Source organism: bacterium (assembly GCA_037128595.1).
In the GTDB taxonomy this organism is placed as follows: domain Bacteria; phylum Verrucomicrobiota; class Kiritimatiellia; order CAIKKV01; family CAITUY01; genus JAABPW01.
Map to the genome: position 1 here is coordinate 192,400 of JBAXWB010000001.1, position 23,768 is coordinate 216,167.

Here is a 23,768-nt window from a genome sequence, read left to right on the forward strand (position 1 = left end):
TTTGAGGGAAACGTGATACCTTGCGCGCAGTTCTTTGATAACCAGAAGCCGTGAAGTAAGTACGGAAGTTCGTGAAATTCGAACGCGGTCGCGCCGCTGTAACCGGATACGAAACCCTTAAAACCACTCCTGCCTGTGCAGGGGGAAGGCGGGAAGTAGGTCTGAAGCCGGAAGTCAGAAGACGTTTTACTTCATGCTCAATGGACAGATCCCTCAACAAGGGATCCGTCTCTCTTTCGCGATGGAAGAGTCATGAGGCGTAAAACAACTCATCAGCCCCTTTAGTTTTCCATCAGGAAGATTAAAGGGTTTTTTGTTTTTATGCGTTGAGAGACCGTGAGCAACAGGCGATGGGGGGATAAGTCCGGAGCAGGTTGTGTGACCTGCCGTGTCGGGTGTTAACGGTCGGAAAGGAAGCTGGAAAATGAGAAAACGGATGATAGTGGCGGGATTGGTGTGGGTGGGCGGGTTGCAAGGGAGTGGGGCGGCGTCAACGAACGAGGTGACGCAACAGCAGGTGGTCGTTACGGCGACCCGGGTGGCACAGCCCCTGGTGACCGTCGGAAGTTCGCTGACGGTGGTGGATCAGGCCCAACTGGCGGCGCGGCAATGTGCCACGGTGGTGGATGCCTTACGGGAAGTGCCCGGACTGGATGTGGTTCAGTTGGGCGGTGCCGGAGGGACCGTGTCGACGTTTATCCGTGGCGCGGCCTCAGAACAGACACTGGTCCTGGTGGATGGCGTGCAGCTCAACGATCCGGCCGGGTTGGGCCGTGGGGCTGACCTGTCCCAAATGCCGCTTCAGAATATTGAGCGCATTGAAGTATTGAGGGGACCACAGAGCCCGCTCTATGGGGCTGATGCGATTGGCGGGGTGATTAATATCATCACCAAAAAAGGGGCGGGGCCAGTAGGGGGCGAGGTGTCTGCAGAGGCGGGCTCGTTCAATACCTTTAACGAGAAGGCGGCCGTCCGGGGCGGCACCTCGAACTATAATTACTCGGTGGGGGTGTCCCGCCAGGACTCGGATGGCATTTCCAGTGCCGCCGAGAAGAATGGAAACCCCGAGAAGGATGGGTATCGACGCACTGAACTGTCAAGCCGGTTGGGGTGGACTCCGGCGGATGAATTCGAGGCCAATGTAATCCTGCGCTGGAATCAGGCGGACTATGGATACGATGATTTCATGAATGGCCGGCCGGTGGATGGCGACAATCAGGGCGCCTATGATTTGTTGTCGCTCTATGGGGAGGGGAAAGGAAAGTTGCTGAATGGGCAATGGCGTCCGCGCGTGGGCGGGTCATGGGTCAGTCAAAGCCGTGAGGATACTTCTTCGATCGGGAATTCGACGTTCGACAGCCTGCTTCAGAAGCTTGAATGGCAGAATGATCTCTACATGGGCGATGCGAATATTGTCACGGCCGGGATTGAGGCCCAGCAGGAAGCGGCGGAGTCAACGTATGAGTCGTATGGTTATGTGGATCAGTTTGAACGCCAGACGGCGCGTCACCAAAGTGCCTATGCGCAGGATATCCTCACCACCGGACCTCTGACCACCACCGCGGGGGGGCGCGTGGACAGCTATGATTCGTTCGGGACCGAAAGCACCTGGCGTCTGGCCCCATCGTATGCGGTCGCCACCACGGGGACTCGTTTCAAGGGGTCTTACGGCACCGGCTTCAAGGCGCCATCCCTGTTTCAGCTGTATTCATCCTACGGAAGTCCGGAGTTGAACCCGGAGAGCAGTCAGGGGTGGGATGCCGGTGTGGAGCAGGAAATAGAGGGGGACCGGTTTCTCGTGGGGGTCACCTATTTCGAGAATCAGTTTGATAACCTGATTGACTACGACTTCGTTACCATGAAATACGGGAATGTTAATCAGGCTGAAGCCCATGGGGTTGAAGCTTTTGTGACTGCGATGCTGGTGAAAGATCTGTCTGTGAGGGCGGCATATACTTACACTGATACAGAAAACAAGCTCACCGGGGAGCAGCTGTTGCGCCGGCCTCGGAATAAAGCCTCCCTCGACACCACTTATGACGTTACCGTTAAACTTAAGGGTACGGTGAGCGTGATTTATGTGGGGGAGCGGATGGATGAGGATTTTGCAACGTATATGGCAACCCCCCTGGATGGGTATGTGTTGGTGAACCTTTACGCTTCGTATGACGTTCGTAAGAATATGACCCTGTTCGGCCGGCTGGAAAACCTGTTTGACGAGGAGTACGAACCGGCCATTGGCTATGGGAGCCCTGGTCGCGCCGGCTACGGGGGCGTCAAAGTGACCTTCTAAGTGACTGCACTAAATCAGAACCTCAGCCCGTTGTCATGCCCGACACTCCGTCGGGCGTTTATCATTGCGCTTCTGCTGCATGCGTTTGCGGGGGTGATAATGCTAACGGCAGTATGCTATTGGCCGGTGGCCCGCATGAGGCCAGTTCCTGTCGGCCTGGAATTGGATGTCACTGAGTCTGTGGCTTCTCAAATCCCGTCCTCTGAGCCAGCGGTTCTGGAACAAGCCCTGGCGGTAATTCCTGCCGAACCACGGTCAGCGCCGGCGCCCGGAGAGCCCCCGACCCGGGCTTCGATGGTCCCTGACCCCCGGGTCCAGGGCCCGGACCAGACGGCCCGGTGGGTGCCGGTCATGCCGGAGATTCTGGTTAGGACCGCCGCAACCGGGGGTGGGGCCGCAGCCGCTAGCCCGGTGGGTGAGGCCAGAGGAGGGGGACGGCCTATCGCGCTTTCTGAAATACTACCTCAATACCCTTATGGGGCCAGGGTGCGTGGTGAGGCCGGTCGGGTGACCGTGCAGGTGCGGGTGAGTGCCAAAGGCGCAGTGGACGCCGCAGAGGTGGTGTCGGGCAGTGGGCATCCGGTGCTGGATGCCTCTGCGGTGGCCGCAACCAAAGCCGCTCGCTTCAAACCTGCGGAACAGGACGGCAAACCGGTTTCTTCTGGCATGAATCTACAATTTGAATTCCGGCTTGAAGAACGGTAGAACTAGCCCATGACGCAGAAGTCCAAAAAAGAGGCGTGTCCGGCGGCCATGACGATTGGCGGTCGTGTATGGGTTGAACGGTTGAAAGATCACGGGACGATTGTGTCATTAAGTGATGATGGGCGCAGAGCGGAAGTTGAACTCGGCAAGGTGCGATTCAATCTTGAGCGTTCCTGCTTGGCTGCCGGTCGGGAAAAAGCGAAAGTGCGCGGGCGGCGGGATGCCGTTATGCCGACCGTCCGGCGTCCTGCTGTGGCGCGCGAAATTGATATGCACGGCCTGAGGGTTGAAGAGATGCTTGTGCGGTTGGATCATTTCCTGAACGACGCTCTGTTAGGCCATGCGGATGAGGTGCGTGTGATTCACGGACATGGCTCTGGCGCCCTGAAGAAAGCCCTGCATCAGCGTCTCAAGGAAATGGGAATCCGTCATTTCCGGCTGGGCGAACCCGGCCAAACCCCCGGTGGCGATGGTGTGACGATTATCTCGCTGTAGTCCTTCGACGGATACGACGAGTGGCGGAGAGGGAGGGATTTTCCTCCAACTTGAATTGTGATTTCGCAACCCGTTCCAAATCAACTCATTGTAAATAAATACAAATAATTAATCGGAGTTTAGGTGAAGGTTCGGTGAAGGTGCCGGAGACTTCCATTTTCGAAGCAGGGCATTATGGCGCCGTTGACAGATAACGATCAACGAAAGCCCGGGGCGTCATGACCTCAATACCGGCATATCCGGATGTGCGGAGAAGTGCTTTGTCGCCGCTTGTGATGATCTTCGTGTTACTGGCGATGGCACAGGCCAGAAACTTGTCATCATCGGGATCCGTACAAACCGGAACCGACAACGGTGGCGCCTCGACAATCTTGGCATGGATGGCTACCAAATCCAGAGCTGGACGGGGATCAACAGCGGGAAATGTCCGCGCAAGTTCATCTCCGACACGACGGTATTCTTCAAGGATTTCTTCGGACAAGACCAGAGTGATTTTATTCTGGCGCCAGGCATCCAGAATGGCGTGCGGCACGCCGGAAAAAAACACCCCCGAGATAAATACGTTTGTATCCAGGATAATCTTCATCCACGACTCCGGACTTTGGTGATTGCTGCCGTGACATCAGCGGGCTTCATTCCGCTGCTTCTGGCCTGTTGTCTGGCACGGCTGATAATCCCGTCAAACTCATTCATGGACGGCATCGCGATGGTCTTGAGAATGACGACGTCATTTTCGCCGACAACGAGGAATTGTGCCCCGGTTTCAAGACCGAGACGCTTGCGGACATCTTCTGGAATCACAATTTGACCCTTGGATGACATGCGTGTTGTTGCAAATGTATTCATAGCCTCTTCTCCTTGTTGTCTTACTGGTAAGACTATACCACGCTTTACCGCCAGAACGCAATAAACTATCTCTTTCGTTCAGAGCGTTTCCCGGTGAGCCATGCCGTTGGCGAGGCGAACAGGGCGGACATCCCATTACTGCCGCCAGGTGGATCTGTCACAACTCTCGACCCTGCCATCAGGCAACTCTCCGGGCGACTGGAAAGTTTTCTGCCCTTTGTGACTGCCCGCGATGCCTCACGTGCCGTCGATGGTTGACCCCATCCCCTGAGCCCGCTCGATTGGTCGTAATCCTTTGTGGGGCGCACTGGGCGGTTTGTGCACGCCTCGTGGGCGGGTGATGGCCTGTATTTGGCCACGGCATGCCTTGTCCGACCTGATTGGGTTCACTGGGCTATGTCCACTTCCCGCAATCCGATGATCCCTCCTTTGGATTCGCCTCCAAAACGCGACCCGGAGGGTTCGCGCCAATGAGAATGGTCGACTTGAGTCCATCAGTTACGACCACACTGCTGATACGCAACAGGGTAGCAACTAATCGCGCTCCGCCACTAATCTCGACCCCGCCATCAGGCAACTCTTTGGGCGACTGGAAAGTTGAGGCCGGCATCCATCAGCAACAATCTGCTAAAATATAACGAAAGTCAGTTGTTTGACCATACGGGCATGCGGGATCAGGAATACTTGCTTATTAAAAGCCGCGGAATACATGGTTAGGCATGGACGCAGGATCAGGAGGCGACCAAGGTCTTGATTGGTCTGATGGGGCAATTGGCACCCCATATGAAACCCATTGTTCAGACAGCGGAACAAATGGTGGATGCCAACACGTTGCTGCGCGCCAGAATTGATTCCCAGCTGTTGGCGACAGGGGTGGGGGTACCGCTGGAAGCGGGTGGGGAAAAGAGGTTGGATGCGATGATGGAGAGGATTTAGGGGATGGCGCAGGGTGGAGGTACGGAGGAGGTGTATTGGTTAACAAAGTTGGAGTGTAAGGATAGTAAAGGCCTAACCGACGATGCGCGGATTTTTCGGACATTCCGCGAAAACCACCATTTCATTGCAATATCATGCATTCCAATGCCTTGCCACTGTGGGTTGACCGTTCAAAGCAGTCAATCAATATTATGACATTTCTGTAATCAGGAATATCTATGAATTGTAACCTTTTAATTGCATTGTGCGACAAACAGAGAAACGAACAAGGAAGGGACGATACAATGAAGCGGTTGACATGTTTGATGATGGGATTAGCGTTGGCTGCGACAATGCAGGTTTTTGCGCAAGAGACGGAAGAACCGCGGAGTGATGGCCAGCGACCACCTCCCCGGGAAGAACCGCGGAAAGATGAGGTGCTCACGGCTGAACAGATTGCCCAGGTCAAGGCCATCCTGTCGAAGTATGACGCCAACACGCTCACTGCAGAGCAAGCCAAAGCTATTCATGAGGCTTTCCGGCAGGCAGACATACGGGGCGGCCCGGCCATGGGAGACTCCATCAAGGCAGCAGGTTTCGATCCTGACAAATTACGCGATCTGGCACCTCCTCCGGGGCGGGATGGTAAGGCGGATCAGCGGCCAAACGAGTCGGGACAGAGCGAGTCGATGGGGGACCGAGGGGGCGGTAAGTATTCTATTGAACAGGCCGTTTCCGACCGGGCGCAGTTGAGCACCATCGCCTTTAGCGGGTTGGCGTTCCTTACCGGCGACTTTGGGGGTGCCACGTTCATGCCGCCGGGCAAGGTGTGCGATTATTTCGGCTTCCAGTATATGAGAGACATCGACGCTTCCGAGAAGGGGCACAATCCGATTTTTCTTAGTCGCGTGGCCGCGAATGTCATGCATATCCTGAATGAAGGCCAGCGCAAGCTCTTTGAAGAACTGGCCGCTGAACAAGCCCCCCAGTTCGAACAGCTGGCGCTCAAACGCATGCCGCTCATCAAGGCTTTCCATCGGGAACGGGATGGGGAAATCCCCCAGGGTACGACCGGATTGGACCGTGATGCCGTCATCCGATACGTCGGTGATTTCTACGCCTACGATGCCGAGTTGAGCTACCGGCGGGCAGAAATGTTCGGCAAAGTGGTGACGTCTCTCACCCCTGACCAGAAAAGCTATTTGGCCAAGATGAAGTTCGGCGATTTCAGCACCTGGCCGGAATTGGATGAACGGAGCTTGCTCAAGCGCCCTGCCGCAGGCGTGTCGAAGTTCTACAATGTGGCTTATATGACTTATGCCAGCGAGTTCTTCAGTTGGACCGCCGGTTCGGTCACGGCGGATGTGTATTTCTGTCCGGAGCGGCACGGCACCTACTTTGGCGGGTTCTTCATGAAGGATATGCCGGCAATGGGAAAACGGAATTTTGATATCAGTACCGCGGTTACAGGTGACAGTGGGGAAAGTTTCCTCAATCTACTGAACGCTGAACAGCGCGCAAACATCACCTCCATCACTGAGCTTCAGAAGAAGCCACTTGCGGAAATGGTCAAGGTCAGGACGGCCATGTCCACTGAACTGCGAAAGTTCCTTGCCGGCGGGTTGGCGGACAAACAGAAGGTGCTGGCGCTTGGGCGGCGGTATGGTGAATTGGACGGGGAAGTGTCATGGATGTATGCCATGGCGTTCGCCAAGGTGAACCGCACCCTTACAGCGGAACAGAGGGCCGCCATGAAGAAACTCCGCAATCTGGATGGCTATCAGAGCGCTCCTGCGTATCTCTACTCTTCGCCCATGCAGACCCTGCCGGCGATTCCGAATACGGACTTCCTGTTCGGGGCCTCTGCCATGTTACAACCTGGTCTCGCAACCAAGTTCGCCTTGAAGAGCCCCGCCGTGGCTGATGGCGGCCAACTCCCGAAGGATTTCACGGGGGATGGGGCCAGCGCGACGCTGCCTTTGGAATGGAGCGGGGTGCCTGCGGGAACCAAGAGTTTGGCCGTGATCATGCATCACATTGATCCCCAGGGGAAAACGAAGTGGTATTGGGTTCTCTACAACATCCCGCCGGAGACGCGGAGCCTTCCGAGAAACGTCAAGGATGTGGGAGTTCTGGGCAACAACAGTGTCAATAATCGCATCGGCTATGCGCCGCCCCATTCCAAGGGCCCCGGTGCCAAAACGTACGTCTACACCGTTTATGCCTTGTCTGAGGCTCCCAGAATCAGCGTAGCGCCCGATCAGGTCAGCCGGGAAGTACTGTTGGCAGCCATGCATGACACTATACTTGCGACCGGGGAACTTAGGGTGGTTTACTCCCGGCCAGTCAGTATTAATCCCTGACCATCGTTGGCGCAAAATAGAGTCATTATATGCGCAATCCGTACATAGACCATGGGCGTGGGTTTGTTCATAGTCCTGCCCATGAGTGCATTACGTTTCGGCATTGTTGGGCTGGGAGCCATTGGAGAAAAACACGCGCGGGGTTTGGCGGGTACCGCTTCACGGGATTGCGTGCTTGGGGCCGTAGCCTGCGCCAATGCGGAAAATGCCGACCGGTTGAGCCGTGAATTAGGGGTTCCGGGGTTTCACAGTGCGGAGTCGTTGTTTGCTTCGGGTACGTGTGATGCGGTGATCTTGGCCACTCCCCATTTCCTGCACCCCCCGTTGGCGATTCAGGCGGCGCGGGCCGGGCTGCATGTCCTTTCCGAAAAACCGCTCGGGGTCACTGTGGGGCCGGCGCGGGAGGCGGCTGCCGCCTGCCGGAAACATAAGGTCGCGCTCGGGGTGATGTTCCAGCAGCGCTTGCGGCCAGCCGTAAAACGCATGCGCCAGTTATTGGCGACTGGAAAAGTCGGAGAACTCGTCCGAGTTGAGGCAACCTGCTCCTCCTGGACACGCACTCAGGCTTACTATGCTGTCAGTCCCTGGCGTGGAACATGGAATGGGGAAGGTGGGGGTGTGCTGATGAATCAGGCTCCGCATACGCTTGACCTGTTTATTGCTCTGGGGGGAATGCCCACGTCTGTGTATGCACGTCTTGCCACCCGGATTCACAAGATTGAGGTGGAGAATACCGCCGAGATGTTGTATGGTTATGAGAATGCCGGTAAATTCGGCCATTTATATGTGACCACCGCCCAGGCGCCGGGTGTAGAACATTTATTGCTGGTTGGCGAGAAAGCCTCGCTCGAATTAGGGCAGGAAGGATTACGGATGGCCCGACTTCCCAAGTCATTACATGAGCACTTGTTGCATTCTCCTCAGGCAGGTAGCGAAGCCGGGTTGCTGAATGCCGCATGGGAGCCTGTTGTTTGTGATGCAGAACGTGATGATTATCATATCCAGGTTGCACACGCCTTTGCACGGCATGTGCTCAAAGGGGCGCCGATGGTGGCCGATGCTGATGATGGCATTCGCCAGGTAGAGATGACAAATGCGGCCTACCTGTCAGGACATCTGAATCGGCCTGTAACATTTCCCATTCACGGGGTCACTGTTGAGCGGTTGTTGTCTAAAAGGATTGATCGATCCAGTCGAAGCGGCCAAGGGTTACATGCTACTGCGATGGCCGCTATGCGCGAATTGAAACGGAGGGAATACAATAGATATTGAACGCAGCAAACTCGGTAGGCTAAATGCGCAATTCGCACCGTCTATTCTTGCTCAGTCGGATGTGGGATTTACGCAAAGGGTGGGGTGTGAACTTGATTTGCACGAAAGGGACGTTATGAAATCAGCATGGATTTTGGAAAAAGTGTGGCGCTTATTATGCGCTGCAATGTTCTCGGGACTGCTGTGCTCCGCATCAGCGGCGACGACGCGGACGGTTGGAGTGGGCGGTGCGGCGCCGAACTATGCGACGATTGCCAGCGCCGTCGCGGCTGCCGCAGATAACGATATTATTAGCATTGAGACCAACATTCAGACGGAATGTGGTATCTCTATCGGCACATCAGGGATTCACCTCACCATCACAGGCAAAGGAGTTGCCAATACCATATTGCAGGGCGCGGCAAGCCGCTATGCGGCAACCAACGGAATCTTCAAAGTGGCTGTAGCAGGCGGGCGGGTCACATTCCAGAACATGACGATCCAATACGGTTGCTTAACCAACAACTACTCAGGTGGTGGGTATTGCGGTGCAGCCATAGGGAGTATGAATCAAAACGCGGCGGGATCATCGATCGTTGTGTCGAACTGTGCGTTGCTCTGGAACGACTGCGTAACCACAAATAGCGCAACTACTTTCCTAGGTGGCGCTATATGCCAGATCAACAGTTGCAGTAGCAATAGTATCGCCGTCGTGAGTTGCCTGCTTGCCAGTAATTCAGTGACGGGGCTCGGCGCTGGACAGGGCGGTGCCATCTGTGTTGGCGATGGATCATTGCGGGTTGACGGTTCAACCATCATGGGAAACAGTGTATGCGGCGTAAATGGTTCAAGCGGTTTTGGCGGGGCTATTGCCCTTAGGGGCGGCACCGTAGGGGTTAGCGTGAATTCGATCATGAACTCCACCCTATACAACAACACGTCCGTTACTAAGGGAGGGGGGATTTGGTCGCAAGCAGCCCCGACATGTACGATCTACAATTGCACGATCTTTCTCAATGCTGCAACCGGTACAACTTCCTATGGTGGAGGCGTCAATAATTCCGCAGGCAGTATGTTGTTTTCAAGCAGTATCGTGGCCAGTAATACTGATTCTTTAAGCCAGGATATCTATGTTAGTGGCGCGACAGCCATATTGACGAACTGCCTCTTCGAAAAGTTAAGCAGTTACACGTCTGTCGTAACTAATAATTGCATCAAAGGGGCGGACCCCAAGCTCCTGGCAATGACTTATAATGGCGGGCCAACGCCAACAATGGCGCTGGCATGGGACAGCCCGTGTACAAACCAGGGTGTCAATCCATTGGGGCTATCCTATGACCAGCGCGGCTATCCCTATGACCGGGCGCATGGTTCTGCCCCAGATATCGGCGCTTATGAGTATGGAGCCGGTGTGGTGCTGTCCTCCGGCGGCATGTTGCTGATCGTGAAGTAAAATTATCATTCACCATAAGAAAACAAATGGAGCAATAGGATGTTGGACAAACGAAACACAATTCACAGTACAGATGGGCGCTCAACCCGGCGAAGTCCGCGATCCCGGATTATGGCGGCTCTAATGGGTGACGGACGGATTGGCCTGATTTCGCAACAGATTCCGGAATGTCGCCCTGGTATGGTGCTGGTCGAGGTTTACGCTTCACTGGTGAGTCCTGGTACGGAGCTGGCCGGTTGGCGCGGGCTCACGGCCCAGCGTGAGAATCCTCAGTCGGGAGCCGTGCCGCAGCCGTTCGGGTATTCAAATACGGGTGTGGTAATAGCGCTGGGCTCAGGTGTTAAATCGCTTAAGGTGGGAGACCGGGTGGCCTGTATCGGGGCTGGCTATGCACAGCACGCCGATTATGTCGTGGTTCCTCACAATCTCTGCGTGCTACTGCCGTCTTCGGTCACAATGGCCCAGGGCACCTACGGTATGCTGGCGGCGACAGGATTGCATGCTGTCCGCCGTGCCGAGGCTGAAATCGGCGAGAATACGGCTGTGGCAGGGTTGGGCCTGGTAGGGCAACTCACCGCCCGGTTGTTCCAGATTGCGGGACATTTCGTCATTGGGTGGGACACGGTCCCTCTGCGATGCAAGATTGCCAAACGATGGGGGATTGACGCGACGGCGGATCCTCGAAAGGCTGACTTGGTGGCTGAAACCAGGGCTTTCACGGGTGGCATGGGTTTGGATGCTGCCGTCGTGGCGTTCGGCGGCGATGCCAATGCCGCCATGAAAAATATCGAGGCATCCATGAAGATCTCACCCGATGCGCATCCCATGGGAAGGGTGATCATGGTGGGCAATCCGCAGTTTCAATACACCGGATCGATGACCAACATCGACATCCGGCGCGCCTCGCGGACAGGACCCGGCTACCATGATCCCGTCTGGGAGAAGGGCGCGGACTACCCTTCTGTATTTATGCGATGGACTACGCGCACAAATTTGGCGCTCTGCCTGCGTTTAATCGCCGAGGGCCGGTTGAATGTGGATGTGCTGACCACCCATACGGTTCCATTGCAGGATGTGGAGAAACGAATTGCGGCTATGTTGGGCAAGCCTGATGACATTCTCGGGGTCGTGTTCGAAATGCGCAGGGAACGAAGATGAAGACCATTCTGTTCTCCAAGATGTTGAAAGAGAAAAGCATCACGGAACTATCGGAACTGGCCCAATCGATCGGGTTGGACGGCTATGACCTTTGTGTCCGCCCCGGCTATGCGGTGTCTCCTGATAATGCTGCCACGGCACTTCCTGAGGCTGTAGCGTTTATGCGGAAGCAGGGCTTGGATATCCCCATGATCACGGGTAACTTTGACCTCTTGGAGCCGAGCCATCCCACGGCTCTACCTCTGCTTAGTGCCATGGACAAGGCCGGAATCCGATTACTCAAACTGGGCTATTTTCTTTTCAAGCCGGAGACGCTTGACTACTTGAAGGAAGTGGATCGTATCCGTCGCATTTTCGAGTCTTGGCAGCCACTGGCCCGGAAATATGGGGTGAAAATCTGCTACCATACCCATAGTGACCGCTGTATGGGGCTCAATGCTGGCGCTATCATGCACTTGCTTGACGGGTTCGATCCTGCCTGTATCGGCGCCTATATCGATCCGGGCCATTTCGTGGTGGAGGGCGAGGCGTTTGATAGTGCTTTGGCCATGGTGCGCTCCCACCTGGCCATTGTCGCGACCAAGGATGTGCGACTGGAACGCGTTGCGAAAAATGGACATGGTTCGATCAAGAGCCACTGGGTCCCTGCAGGCGAAGGAATGGTCGACTGGACGGCTGTATTCTCGGAACTCCGGGTGGTCAACTACAATGGCCCTGTTTCCATTCATTGCGAGTTTGAAGTCTCCCCGGCTGAATTCTTGCCCGCCGTACGGCGTGAAGTGGAATTCTTCAACAGGTTTTGTCGGGCTACAAAAACTTAATCAGGATATCACTTGTGGAGTTCTCTCCCTCTGTTTACGAGCATTGCGCACGGCTTATTGATCATACTCCGTGGGAGGTCTCCCGTGATGCGGATCTCCTTTATGCAGGGCAGGCTGCGGCGTTCCGCCTCTATCGGCACCAGCCGGTGGTTGTCGGTGTGGACATCTACAATCTTGAGGCTGAGGCCTATGGTGCCGTGGTGGAAAATCCGGAGGGCAATGGGATTCCTGCCATCAGTCAGCATCCCTGTGTGGATATCGTTGACCTGGCACGCCTCAAACCATTTGACCCCGAGCAAGCCGGTCGCATTCCGATAGTGCTGTCAGTGGCTCAACGTCTGCGTGTGGCCTTCCCCGACGCGGATGTACGCGTGCCGGTGGCTGGTCCGTTCTCCATTGCGTCCAACCTGGTTGGGTTTAACACCCTGCTTTGCGCCGTGCTGGACGATCCCCCCGCAACCGCACAGGCGCTATCGGGATTGGTGGCCGGGCAGCTGGCTTTTTGCAAAACTATCCAGCGGTGCGGCCTGAATATTGCTTTTTTCGAGTCGGCTGCCGCACCGCCGTTGCTTTCGCCAGAGCAGTTTTCGGCGGTTGAGGCGCCGGCGCTACGCGCGTTGCTGGTTGGGGCGGCGAAGGTATTGGGCCATCCCGTGCCTTGCGTGGTGGGGGGGGATACGCTGCCCATACTCGAACAGATCCTGGCCACTGGAACGAATTACGTGGTCTGTCCGTTTGAAACAGATCAACCGGCCTTTATGAAGGCCATGGGGCACTATCCGGAGGTCATGGTGCGCATCAATATGTCGCCATCAATTGTTTCAGGAGGAACGGTGCCACAGATTCAGGCCGAAGTCGATCGGGTGCGCCGGTTGGCGGCTGGCCGACATCACGTCTCCCTTGGGACTGGTGCACTCCCTTATGAAACGCCTTCCGGAAATGTCCGGCAGATCGCTGAATATGTCCGCTGTAATATAGTATCATAGTGGGATGAGGTATGGTGGCGCAAAGCTGGCATATCGAATGCGCAGTTTGTGTATATCTGCAATACGGGGGGTGTTCTAAAATACTGTCGGGGTGAAGGTATTCCCGAACATAGACTGGGGGGGTATGACATTATCTATACTTAGATTTCTTCGGAGGCTGGCCTTTCTAACGCCGGTAATATTTGTTGGGGCTTCAGCTTCGGCGGTGACGACGCGAACTGTAGGAGCAGGCGGTGCGGCCCCGAACTATACAACCATTGCCAGCGCCGTTGCGGTTGCTTCGGATGGTGACATCATTCAGATCGTTACCAATGTTCAGACGGAGTGCGGGATTGTCATCACCACGTCCCTTACCATCCAAGGACAAGGGATGACCAATACGATCCTGCAGGGGGCTACTACGCGTAGTAATGCGGCCAATCGCATCTTTCAGATGAATAACGCGGCGAAGGCTCTGACCATCAAGGACATGACGGTCCAATACGGCTACAGTACTGTGGGTGTAGGTTCCTATTGTGGTGGTGCGATCCTCAACAACGCCGGTACGGTCACAGTTCAGAACTGTGTGCTACAGATGAATGATGCCTATCTTCCCGCAACCGCTGCCTATGGAGGAGCCATAGCTCAGTTGAACACGGCCGCCAATGCCCTCACACTAAAAAACTGTCTCGTAGCCAACAATACGACGGGGCCGACCAATCAAACGACCTCTACTGGTGGCGCATTGTATTTGGGCGACGGTTCTCTGTTCGTTGATGGGTGCTGTTTCAACGGGAATTCAACCCCCGGTGCTGGTGGGGCTATCAAGATTGCAAAGGCTTCTGGACAATGTGTGATTCAGAATTCCACGTTCTACGGCAATCTGTGCAATATCACTCTAGGCTCAGGTGGAGGGGGCGCGCTATCTTTTCCTGCGAGTATGACGTTGACCGCCCAAGTCTGCAACTGCACGATAGTATCCAATAATGCCGGAATCGGTTACGGAGGCGGTGTGTATGCCGGCTCAACCCTCGTAATCGTCAGTTCGATCATTGCCAGCAATGCTGCGACTGGTGGTGGGAATGAATACTTTAACGGCGCCAACATCATTCTCTCCAATAGTCTGGTGCAAGGCACCGGCAGCGGTACGCTGAAGAGTGATTATGGCAATATTAAGTTACAGTCTCCCAAACTGAGTCCGCTGGCTTATAACGGCGGGCCAACACCGACAATGGCGCTGGCCTGGGACAGCCCCTGTACTAACCAGGGGGGCAATCCTCTGGGCTTGACCTATGACCAGCGCGGCTATCCCTATGACCGGGCGCATGGTTCTGCCTCTGATATCGGGGCTTATGAGTGTGGCGCTGGCGTGGTGCTGACCTACAGCGGCACGAACTTCTATGGGAATACCTCGCCCTATAATGGACTCATCACCAACAGTCTGTGGATCACATTGACAGGCGACACTTTTACCGGTGGTGTGGGAAATCAGATTACCAACAAAGTGGCAGTGTCCAACTTACCGGCTGGGCTCGCGGTTTCCATGCTTATCACCAATGCCAGTACAAATCTGTTGGTGCAGTTGAGTGGCAACGCCACACAGCATGCGGCGGTAAACAGCATCAGCAATTTGACGTTCACCTTCCAGGACGGCGCCTTTACGGCTAACAACGGGTATGCGACGCAAGTGGTCGGTTATGTGTGCTCGAATCTGATCGTCTCGTTTTCCGACCCCGTCCTTTCGGGAACGATGACCTACAGCAGTTCCAATTTTTATGGCAATACGGTGACCTATGATGGGAGTATCACCAATAGCGTGATGATCTCATTGACGGGTGACACCTTTCTGCCTGCGAATGGCAGTCAGATCACGAACCAGGTAACGGTGACCAATCTTCCAGCAGGCCTGTCGCTTTCCATGCTCGTCACCAATGCCCAGACAAATGTACTGGTGCAGTTGTCGGGTAAGGCTACACAGCATGCTGCCGCAAACAGCGTCGGTAACCTGGGGTTTACCTTCCAAAACGGTGCCTTTGCCGCTAATAATGCAGGGGTTATCACTGGGGCGGCGACGACTAATCTCAACATCACCTTCCATGATCCACCGCCGGGCGGGCTGATCTACAGCCGGACGAATTTTGTCGAGGATGCGGTGTATAACGACGGGCGGATCGACACGAACACGGCGATTTCGATCACGTTGACAGGTGACACGTTCGCCGTTACGGCAGGCGCTGTATTTACCAATCAGGTGGCCTTTACAAACATTCCAGCAGGTCTGACCGGGGTAGTAACCTGTATAAACAGCACCAACGTTTCGTTCGTCTTGATCGGTCAGGCCGCGTCCCATGCGGCATTGAACAGTGTGACAAATCTGGGGCTCACATTCCTTGACGTTGCGTTTACCCATACCCATGCTTCCGTTATTGCCGGGTCAGCGGAGACCAATCTCGTGATCTCATACTTGGATCCCGCAGTGAATGTGAAACTGACTTATAATGGGACAGTATTTACTGAGTCTGCGGCAAACGATGGAAGCATGGGAAACACGCTTTCGCTCACCTTGACAAATGACATTTTCAACGGCACGAACAATCAGGACTTTGTGTCATCCGGGCTGGTGCTGGCGTCGCATGTTCCATCCGGATTGACGGCCGTGGTGCAGCGGGTGGATTTGACACATGCGACGGTAAGCCTGACTGGCAATGCGATATTCCACAACAGTTCCAGCAATGTGAGTAATCTTGGGCTCGCCTTCCAGAACAGTGCGTTTCACAATACGTTGGCGGCCTCGGTCACGAATGCAACGCGGGCGGATCTTCAGATTGATTATTTCAACTCGGGCCTGACCTACAGCGGGACGAATTTTGTGGAGACCTGGCAGAACGATGGGAGCATGGGAAATACGCTGACGTTGACGTTGGCCGGGGACGCGTTTAGCGGAACGAACGGGGAGAACTTTGCGGCGAACGGCAAGGTCACGGCAGGCAATGTACCCTCCGGGCTGACGGCGAGCGTAGTAAGGCGGTCGGCCGGGCAAGTGGTATTCGGACTTATGGGGAATGCGTCGCCGAACAACGTGGCGAACAGTATCTCCAACCTGAGCCTGACGTTCAATGATGCGGCCTTCACAATGGGAGGGTCGGCCCTGGCGACCAACGGGAGCCGGAACAACCTGTTGGTGACGTTTGTAGGGTCTACAGCACCGTCTAACTTCTGGGTATCGGTGAGCGGCAACAACGCGACGGGTAACGGGACGGAGGGAAATCCATGGCGGACGATCCAGTATGCGCTCAATTCCTCCGCAGTTCGTGCTGATACGTTTGACGTGATCAACGTGATGGCGGGGACGTACGATGAGACCAATATCCTCAACGGGGGCAAGGTGGTGGCGATCCAGGGGGCAGGCAAGGATCAGACTATTGTGGAGGCGGGCTCTGTGTATAACGCGGCACCTTTTGATTCCCATGTATTCAGTTTAAGCGGTAACGGGGTAGCGTTGCGGGATATGACGATCCGGTACGGAAATGTGACGAATACTACGCATGGGGCCGGGGCCTTTCTGACGGGAGGTGACATGATTCTGGAACGGTGCCGGGTGGTGAGTAACACCTGTTATAGTGCGGCTGCGAGTTACTATGGCGGATCGGTTTATCTGGTACCCGCGACGACGGGAACCCTGACCCTGAAATCCTGTGAGGTGATTGGGAATACGTCGTTCAATGGCGGAATAGCCGGGGTGGGGATGGCGAATAATACCGTGCTGGTGATGACGAACTGTGTGGTGGCGAACAATGTGTCAGCATACGGGGGCGGAGCGATTTATGCGGGCGGCTCGTCGCTGGAGATGTGGGACAGTGTGGTGACCAACAATGTAGTGACGGTGGCGGGTCAACCGGGCGGTGGCATTTGTGTGGGCGTCGCCACATGTACCTCGCTGATTGAGCGCTGTACGATAGCTTGGAATCAGAGTCCCGGCAGTGGTGGTGGCCTTTACCTGATTGGGACGAATCTGTTTGTGAATAGCACGATATATGGGAATACGATAGCCTCGGGTAATGGTGGCGGTGTGGCCATCAATGCCGGGTATACGCGCTTCTATAACTCGACGATTGCCAGCAATACGGCGGCGAACGGGCTTGGCGGCGGGCTCTATAATGCGTATGGGACATGGAGTGCCGCCAGTACGTTGGTGGCGGGGAACACGGCGAGCAATAGTCTGGATGTCGGCTTCAGTAGTTCTGTGATGGTAGATGACCATTGTTTCATCGGTAACAACACGAATAGTGGTATGACGGCGGGCCAGCCGAACGCGAATGGCAGTTATGTGGGAACGGGAGGATTGCCATTGAACCCGCAATTGCTGCCGTTGGCCAGTAATGGTGGGCTGACGCCAACCTGTGCGATTCAGTCGGGCAGTCTGTGCCGGGATCATGGGAATAACCTGCTCGGGTTGGTGAACGATCAGCGTGGGGATCCCTATGTCAGGATCCGGGGCTCAGCGGCTGATATTGGGGCCTTCGAGTATGGTGCGGGCGTTGCATTGACCTATAGTAGTACGAATTTCTATGGGATACCTACGGACGGCAGTATCACCAACAGCCTGCTGATCACCATCACCAACGATGTATTCACAGGGACGGATGGTAGTCAAATCACGAACAACGTGGTGGTGTCCGGCGTGCCTGCCGGTTTGTCGGGGTCGATGGTGCGGACCAATAACGGCACGAATGTGGTGTTTGCGCTGACCGGCAATGCCGCCTCGTATGCCACGAACACCATGACAATCACTTTCCATGATGGCGCCTTTGGCCAGGGCCAGGCGGCACAGATGGTAAATGGGAGCAATTTTAACGTATCGGTGACCTTTGCTGTCAGGTCGCTGGGATATAGCGGGACGACGTTCTATGGCAATACGGCGCCCTACAATGGAACCATTGCCAATAGCCTGGTGCTCACAATTACAAATGGAATATTCGCGGGGACGGATGGCGGGCAGATCACAAACAGTGTGGCAGTTTCAAATGTGCCTGCCGACTTGTTGGTGTCGATGGTCCGAACCAATGGTGGCACAAATGTGCTGGTGTCCCTGATGGGTACGGTCACATCTTATGTGTCCACGAACGGGGCGGCAAACAATACATCGTCCCTGATTTTTACTTTTCGGGATGGTGCCTTTACGGGCGGCCATGCTGCGCAAGTTGTCAATAACAGTCTTACCAACGCGGTGGTCTATCAGAATCAGGCGCCGGGAGGTTTGACATACAACGGCTCCATTTTCTTCGGTAATACAGCGCCCTACAATGGGAGTGTTACCAATAGCCTGACGATTGCGCTAAGAGGTGACACTTTCACCGGCGGGGTTGGTGGCCAGCTTACCAACAGTGTGACGGTGACGAATCTTCCGGCGGGTCTTGCGCTATCGATGATTGTGACGAATGCCGGGACCAACGTGCTGGTGCAGCTACTGGGTAATGCTACGCAATGTGCGGCCTCGAATAGCATTGGTAATCTCGGTTTGACGTTCCAGAATGGTGCGTTCACTGGGGGCAATGCGTGGGTTATCACCAATGCTGTGACGACCAACCTAAGTATCACTTTCCAGGATCCCCCACCCGGTGGTCTGGTCTTCAGCCGGACGAATTTTGTTGAGGATGCGGTGTACAATGACGGCCGTATCGACACGAATACGGCGATTTCGATCACGTTGACGGGCGACACGTTCAATGTCACCTCCGGGAGTGTCTTCAGCACCAACCAGGTGACCTTTACGAACATGCCGGGAGGATTGACCGGGGTGGTGACCTGTGTGAATAGTTCCAATGCCACGTTTGCCCTCGCAGGTGCGGCGATCTCAAATGCGTCTGCAAATAACATCAGCAATCTGGGGATTGCCTTCCAGAATGCCGCGTTCAACCACGGTCAGGCGGGCGTCATCTCCGGGGTGTTTGTTACGAACATCAGCATTACATTTACGGATATCGTTGGGACTGTGCAACTCGCCTATAGCGGGACGGTCTTCACTGAAGCAGGAACTAATGACGGGAGCATGGGGAATACCCTTTCTCTTACGCTGCAAAATGATGTTTTCAACGGTACAAACAATCAGGACTTTGTGTCATCCGGTCTGGTGCTGGCGTCGCATGTTCCGTCCGGATTGACGGCCGTGGTGCAGCGGGTGGATTTGACGCATGCGACGGTAAGTCTGATGGGTAAGGCATTATTCCACAACAGTTCCAGCAATGTGAGTAATCTGGGGCTCGCCTTTCAGAATACGGCTTTCCACAACACGCTGGCGGCCTCGGTCACGAATGCAACGCGGGCGGATCTTCAGATTGATTATTTCAACTCCGGCCTGACCTACAGCGGGACGAACTTTATGGAGTACTGGCAGAATGACGGGAGCATGGGCAATACGCTGACGCTGACGCTGGCCGGGGATACGTTTACCGGAACGAACGGGGAGAACTTCGTGGCGAACGGTAAGGTCACGGCCGGCAATGTGCCCTCCGGACTGACGGCGAGCGTGGTGCGGCAGTCGGCAGGCCATGTGGTGTTCGGGCTCTTGGGGAATGCGTCGCCAAACAACGTGGGGAACAGTATCTCGAACCTGAGTCTGACGTTCAATGATGCGGCTTTTACGATGGGGGGATCGGCCCTGGTAACCAACGGGAGCCGGAACAACCTATTGGTAACGTTTGTGGGGAGTTCGGCGCCGTCGAACTTCTGGGTATCGGTGAGCGGCAACAACGCGACGGGTAATGGGACGGCTGGGAATCCGTGGCGGACAATCCAGTATGCCCTGAATAACGCGGCGGTTCGTACCGACGCCTTTGACGTGATCAACGTGATGGCGGGGACGTACGATGAGACGAATATTGTATGTGGCAACGGGCCCATGGTGGTGGCGATCAATGGGGCAGGCAAGGATCAGACCATTGTGGAGGCGGGCTCGGTGTATAACGCGGCGCCTTTTGATTCCCGTGTGTTTAGTTTGAACGGTAACGGGGTGGTGCTGCGTGATATGACGATCCGGTATGGGAATGTGACTAATATTACGCATGGGTCCGGGGTCTTTCTGACGGGTGGCGAATTGATTTTGGAGCGGTGCCGGGTGGTAAGTAACACCTGTTATGGGGCGGCTGCGAGTTACTATGGCGGGGCGGTGTTCCTGACACCCACGACGACGGGTACCTTGACACTGAAATCCTGTGAGGTGATTGGGAATGCGTCGTTCAATGGCGGGGTTGCCGGGGTGGGGGTTACGACTCTCTCCGCATTGGTGATGACGAACTGTGTGGTGGCGAACAATGTGTCAGCGTACGGGGGTGGAGCGATTTATGCGGGTGGCTCGTCGCTGGTGATGTGTGACAGTGTGGTGACAAACAACGTGGTGACGGTGGCGGGCCAACCGGGCGGTGGCATTTGTGTGGGCGTCGCCACATGTACCTCGCTGATTGAGCGCTGTACGATAGCTTGGAATCAGAGTCCCGGCAGTGGAGGTGGCCTTTACCTGATTGGGACGAATGTGCTGGTGAACAGCACGATATTTGGGAACTCGGTTGCCTCGGGCAATGGTGGGGGTGTGGCCATCAATGCCGGGTATACTCGTTTCTATAACTCGACGATTGCCGGCAATACGGCAGTCAACGGGCTTGGTGGCGGGCTCTATAATGCGTATGGGACGTGGGGTGCCGCCAGTACGTTGGTGGCGGGGAACACGGCGAGCAATAGTCTGGACGTTGGCTATAGTAGTTTTGCGCTGGCGGATGACCACTGTTTTATTGGGAACAACACGAACAGCGGTATGACGGCGGGCCAGCCGAATGCGAATGGCAGTTATGTGGGCACAGGAGCATCGCCATTGAATCCGCAATTGCTGCCTCTGGCCAATAATGGCGGGCTGACGCCAACCTGTGCGATTCAGTTGGGCAGTCTGTGCCGGGATCATGGGAATAATCCTTTAGGTCTGACGACTGATCAGCGCGCCACGATACATGACCGTCAATGCGGAATTGGTGTGGATGTTGGAGCGTATGAGTTCGGGGCCGGGACACCGGGCACGGTGTACTCCATTCGTTGAGTAAAAAGGTAAATATGCGAATCAATCATCTCCTGAAATCCCTGCAAAAAAGCTATTGCTGGTACGGAGTTGTTGCTGGTGTTCTGGCTGTCAGTATTACACATGCCTCAGAAGTGGCGTGGGATGAAGGATGTGAGAAAATAGGACTTAGCGCCGGGGGCTCCATTTTCCAGGGAAACTGCTCGCCTCATGATCCAAAGCTTTTGACCGTGGCTACAGACATGGACGGCGCGTTCATTACGTATGATGCAGGACTTAAGTGGAAGACCATTCATTTCAGTCAACTGGCAGGATCGCACTGCGCTGCCGCTGCCTTTCATCCCAGTCATCCTGAGGTCATCTACTGGATCAATCGCGGTTGTGAACTGAAGGTGAGCCGCGATAAAGGATTTTCCTGGGCGCATGTGGGCACCGAACAGCCGTGGGGATCTGCCGTCGTTGTCCGCATCTGGCTTGATCCTGACTGCCCGGAACGGATTTTTGTCGGTACAGAAACCGATACATTTCTCAGCAGGGATAGCGGAAATACCTGGTCGAAATGTGCCGATGTTCCCGGATATCTGTTCAGGGTGGTGGTAGACAGGAAGAGTCCGGCCCAGTCACGGGTCTACTGGATTGGTACCAGCGCCGGCATCTACCGTTCGGATGATGATGGCCGGACATTTATGAAGAAGATGCAGGGAATTGCCGGACAAACACTTTCAGGGTTTGCTGGAGGGTCGAATGAGAAATGCACGATCCTTTACGCCTCCGTTCCCTGTGAAACGAAAGATGGAAAATTGGTGGGAGGGATGTTCCGCTCAAAGAACCGCGGTGAAACCTGGGACTGTTGCATGAATCCCAGGATCAACGTTTCAACCAAACGCAGTTCTGAATATGCGAGTGATCTTCCGGCGTATGGGTGGATTGCCTGTGCGGATAAGCAACCAGAACGGGCCTACGTCTTTTGCAGGGGAACCAGTTTCTTTCCGCCCAACCACACGACTATCTATCGCACTGATAATGCCGGCGATGCCTGGCAACATGTCTTCTTTTCTGATCCGCGTTTCAAGAAATCAGATAAGCGCCTCGGCGATTCCGACGCCGAGTGCAATGTGGAGACCGATTGGCAGACCGAGAGTTGGGGGCAGCGCGAGCAGGGCGAAGTTAGAGGGTTGGAAATTAATCCGTCCAACCCGGATATGGTCATTTTGAACCAGTCACGGTTTATCCATACCACGATGGATGCCGGGCGGACATGGCAGTCTCCTTATGCCGGAACCAGACAGGTGGACGGGCGGGGGCGCAAACAGTGGGCCAATAGCGGCGAAGTGGTCACCAGTTCATGGAACTACACCATTGATCCGTTTGACAAGTTGAACCGTTTTATCTGCTATACGGATATCGGGCTGGCGAGAAGTGTGGATGGTGGGAAAATGTGGATGCCGCTACAGTTTGATCTGGAAAAGGTCATTCCTCGAAAATGGGCGAACAGCTGTTATGCACTGGCCTTTGATCCGGTGGTGAGTGGTCGGGTGTGGGGTGCCTTTTCCGCCATGCACGACATCCCGAATGAGTTCATATTCAGACGCAAGGGCATTTCCAGTGGCGGCGTTGCGGTCTCGGATGATCATGGTACCACTTGGCGGAAAGTGAACCTGCCGGTTGATGGATCTGCCATGTCCATTGCGATTGACCCTTCAAGCTCGCAAGACAAGCGCACACTCTTTGTCTCGATGTTCGAACGCGGGGTTATCCGTTCCATCGACGGGGGTGCATCATGGACTACGATGACCAACGGGTTGGATCCCGATGGCGCCAAACGGTGTCTTAATCTGGTGCTGCATAAGGATGGCTCTCTGTTTGTCGCCACAACGGCCAAAAACAAAAAGTCAACTGTGGGGGTAGGACTGTATCGCTCGATGGACAAAGGTGAGACCTGGGTGAATATCGCACCGGTCAATAAATGGGCGTGGATCAGGGACTTTACAGTTAAGCCGGATGACAGCCAGACCATTCTGGTCCCGACCTCGTTGTTGGATCCCGGGTTGCATCGCACAACCGATGGGGGCAAGACCTGGCAGACCATTTATCAGGCAAATGGGCAGTATCATTTTTATGGCGCTTACTATCATCCCACCCACAAGGGTTGGATTTATCTTACCTGTGGGGAGAGTGGTGAAAAGGGTGCCTACGGAATTTATCTTAGCAAGGATGACGGGAAGACGTGGGTGCCGTTTACGAAAATCCCATTTCAGAGCATTCAGCGGGTGAGCTTTGATGCGGGCGATCCGGGTCATATCTATCTTACCACATTTGGGTCTTCGGTTCTGAAGGTTGCGGAAGAACCCTGATCGGCCGACCTCCTGTCGCAAAACCGAACTATTGATTGCGCAATCGGTGTATAGATTTATGAGCTTTAGTGGCGCATCTTGTTTTCG

15 protein-coding genes and 1 riboswitch are annotated in these 23,768 nt (G+C 55.1%); of the genes, 12 read left to right on the forward strand and 3 right to left on the reverse strand.

Going from position 1 to position 23,768, the window contains the following annotated elements:
- The first annotated feature begins 13 nt into the window (after positions 1–13).
- Positions 14–206: riboswitch (cobalamin riboswitch) on the forward strand.
- A gap of 218 nt (positions 207–424) precedes the next feature.
- Genes WCS52_00810 through WCS52_00820 form a run of 3 tightly spaced genes read left to right on the forward strand, consistent with a single transcriptional unit; the run spans position 425 to position 3,493 of the window.
- Complete coding sequence (locus tag WCS52_00810) at positions 425–2,293, forward strand: TonB-dependent receptor (protein ID MEI6165712.1); 1,869 nt, start codon at positions 425–427, stop codon at positions 2,291–2,293.
- A complete protein-coding gene (locus tag WCS52_00815) occupies positions 2,294–2,998 on the forward strand; it encodes a TonB family protein (GenBank protein ID MEI6165713.1) in 705 nt (234 codons plus the stop codon).
- Between the two features lie 9 nt (positions 2,999–3,007).
- The gene (locus tag WCS52_00820; protein ID MEI6165714.1) at positions 3,008–3,493 is read left to right on the forward strand and encodes a Smr/MutS family protein; all 486 of its coding nucleotides are present in this window, start codon (positions 3,008–3,010) and stop codon (positions 3,491–3,493) included.
- A 172-nt stretch (positions 3,494–3,665) separates the two neighbouring features.
- Here the strand turns inward: WCS52_00820 and WCS52_00825 are convergent, their stop codons facing one another.
- The 3 genes from WCS52_00825 to WCS52_00835 form a co-directional block, all read right to left on the reverse strand.
- Positions 3,666–4,079: a putative toxin-antitoxin system toxin component, PIN family gene (locus tag WCS52_00825; GenBank protein ID MEI6165715.1), complete on the reverse strand. Its 414-nt coding sequence runs from the start codon at positions 4,077–4,079 to the stop codon at positions 3,666–3,668.
- Positions 4,076–4,339, reverse strand: a complete 264-nt coding sequence (locus WCS52_00830; protein ID MEI6165716.1) for an AbrB/MazE/SpoVT family DNA-binding domain-containing protein — start codon at positions 4,337–4,339, stop codon at positions 4,076–4,078. Before WCS52_00830 ends, WCS52_00825 begins: the two co-directional genes overlap by 4 nt.
- A gap of 394 nt (positions 4,340–4,733) precedes the next feature.
- Complete coding sequence (locus WCS52_00835; GenBank protein MEI6165717.1) at positions 4,734–4,949, reverse strand: hypothetical protein; 216 nt, start codon at positions 4,947–4,949, stop codon at positions 4,734–4,736.
- A 173-nt stretch (positions 4,950–5,122) separates the two neighbouring features.
- Here WCS52_00835 and WCS52_00840 point away from each other — a divergent pair, with 173 nt between their 5' ends.
- The 9 genes from WCS52_00840 (at position 5,123) to WCS52_00880 (ending at position 23,681) form a co-directional block, all read left to right on the forward strand.
- Entirely contained in the window at positions 5,123–5,275 is a 153-nt protein-coding gene (locus WCS52_00840; GenBank protein ID MEI6165718.1) for a hypothetical protein, read from the forward strand.
- 284 nt (positions 5,276–5,559) lie between these two features.
- Entirely contained in the window at positions 5,560–7,617 is a 2,058-nt protein-coding gene (locus WCS52_00845) for a hypothetical protein (GenBank protein ID MEI6165719.1), read from the forward strand.
- 81 nt (positions 7,618–7,698) lie between these two features.
- Positions 7,699–8,889 (forward strand): Gfo/Idh/MocA family oxidoreductase, encoded by a 1,191-nt coding sequence (locus tag WCS52_00850; protein MEI6165720.1) that lies wholly within the window; start codon positions 7,699–7,701, stop codon positions 8,887–8,889.
- Positions 8,890–9,055: 166 nt separating this feature from the next.
- Positions 9,056–10,321 carry a choice-of-anchor Q domain-containing protein gene (locus WCS52_00855; GenBank protein ID MEI6165721.1) on the forward strand — a complete coding sequence of 422 codons (1,266 nt, stop codon included), beginning with the start codon at positions 9,056–9,058 and terminating at the stop codon, positions 10,319–10,321.
- A 111-nt stretch (positions 10,322–10,432) separates the two neighbouring features.
- Positions 10,433–11,479, forward strand: a complete 1,047-nt coding sequence (locus tag WCS52_00860; protein ID MEI6165722.1) for a zinc-binding alcohol dehydrogenase — start codon at positions 10,433–10,435, stop codon at positions 11,477–11,479.
- The gene (locus WCS52_00865; GenBank protein ID MEI6165723.1) at positions 11,476–12,300 is read left to right on the forward strand and encodes a sugar phosphate isomerase/epimerase; all 825 of its coding nucleotides are present in this window, start codon (positions 11,476–11,478) and stop codon (positions 12,298–12,300) included. The genes WCS52_00860 and WCS52_00865 overlap by 4 nt, the downstream gene beginning before the upstream one ends.
- Positions 12,301–12,314: 14 nt before the next feature.
- Complete coding sequence (locus tag WCS52_00870) at positions 12,315–13,286, forward strand: uroporphyrinogen decarboxylase family protein (GenBank protein ID MEI6165724.1); 972 nt, start codon at positions 12,315–12,317, stop codon at positions 13,284–13,286.
- 205 nt (positions 13,287–13,491) lie between these two features.
- Entirely contained in the window at positions 13,492–21,348 is a 7,857-nt protein-coding gene (locus WCS52_00875) for a choice-of-anchor Q domain-containing protein (GenBank protein ID MEI6165725.1), read from the forward strand.
- 14 nt (positions 21,349–21,362) lie between these two features.
- Entirely contained in the window at positions 21,363–23,681 is a 2,319-nt protein-coding gene (locus WCS52_00880; protein ID MEI6165726.1) for a sialidase family protein, read from the forward strand.
- Positions 23,682–23,768: the final 87 nt, after the last annotated feature.